Here is a 1,523-nt window from a genome sequence, read left to right as displayed (position 1 = left end):
GCTCGGCACCGGCGACGCCCGCCATCCAGCCGCCGCGCGCTACAGCGCGGCCACCACCTTGACGCGGCCGCCGCCCTGCGCGGCCGCCACCACCTGGCCGCCGACCCGGCGGAAGGTCAGCGAGACCGTCTCCCCGCCCACCCGCAGGCCGTCGAGTTCGAGCCAGTCGATGCCGTCCGGCAGCGCGGGCCGCTCGATGCGCACCTCGCCGCGCGCCGCGTCGACGCTCACGCCCAGGCAGGCCTGCAGCATCATGAACGGCGAGCCGGCCGCCCAGGCCTGCGGCAGGCAGGCCACCGGATAGGCGGTGGGCGGTTCGCCGCGCCGGCGCGGGAAGCCGCAGAACAGCTCGGGCAGGCGCATGTCGAAGCTGACCGCCGCCTCGAACAGCGCGCGCAGCAGCTCGGTGGCGGCCGTCTTGTTACCGTAGCGCGCGAAGCCGCGCGCCGCCAGCGCGTTGTCGTGCGGCCAGACCGAGCCGTTGTGGTAGGCCATCGGGTTGAAGCGCGGCTGGCCGGCCGCCAGCGTGCGCACGCCCCAGCCGGTGCGGAACAGCGAGGAATCGAGCGTGCGCGCCACCGCCTCGCCGCGGCTCGCCTCGGGCAGCCCGAAGGCCAGCAGGTGCCCCGCGTTCGAGGCCAGCACGCGACACAGCTCGCCGCGCCCATCGAGCGCGATGCCGTAGAACCCGGCCTCGGGCATCCAGTAATGCGCCTCCACCGCCTCGCGCAGCTTCTTCGCGCGCGCCGAGTAGTCGGCCGCGCGCGCGGCGTCGCCGCGATGGGTCGAGAAGGTCGCCATCGCGTCGAAGGCGGCGCAGGCATAGGCCTGCACCTCGACCAGCGCGATCGGGCCTTCCGGGAAGCGGCCGTCGGCATGGAACACCGAATCGTGGCTGTCCTTCCAGCCCTGGTTCGCCAGGCCGCGCTCCGAGGTCTTCTGGTAGTCGAGCAGGCCGTAAGGATTGCGGTCGCAGGCACGCGCCACCCAGCCGGCGGCCTTCTCCAGCGCCGGCCAGAGTTCGTCGATCAGGGCCGTGTCGCCGGTCTGCTCGAGATAGGCCCCGGCCAGCACCACGAACAGCGGCGTGGTGTCGACGCCGCCGTAGTAGAGCGCGAACGGCACCTCGCCGGTGGCGGCCATCTCGCTGCGACGGAACTCGTGCATGATCTTGCCCGGCTCGGCGTCGCGGAAGGCCGAGGTTTCCTGCGCCTGGTGCGCCGCCAGGAAGCGCAGCACGCCGCGCGCGAGCGAGGGCTGCAGCCACAGCATCTGCAGCGAGGTGATCACCGCGTCGCGGCCGAAGGGCGTGGAGAACCACGGGATGCCCGCGTAGGGATAGGGGCCGGTCTCGAGCTGGGTGGTCAGCAGGCCCAGGTCGGCCAGCGAGCGGTCGAGCCAGGCGTTGAAGAGCGGATTGCCGGTGCGCACGCGCGCGATGCTGCGGCGCCGCTCGCGCATCTGGCGGTGCACCTGCACCAGCGCGCGCCGCAGGCCCGGGCGGCCCGCCCGCGCGAGCGGCT

The 1,523-nt window shown here is 73.9% G+C and carries 1 protein-coding gene; it reads right to left on the bottom strand.

The annotated features are described in order from the left end of the window. Positions 1-39: 39 nt before the first annotated feature. On the bottom strand, positions 40-1,523 hold a 1,484-nt coding region (locus F3J18_RS37305; RefSeq protein WP_166917172.1), incomplete at its 5' end, for an amylo-alpha-1,6-glucosidase.

Source organism: Burkholderia sp. Ax-1720 (assembly GCF_011753035.1).
Classification (GTDB): domain Bacteria; phylum Pseudomonadota; class Gammaproteobacteria; order Burkholderiales; family Burkholderiaceae; genus Burkholderia; species Burkholderia gladioli.
This window is presented reverse-complemented; position numbering and strand designations above follow the sequence as displayed.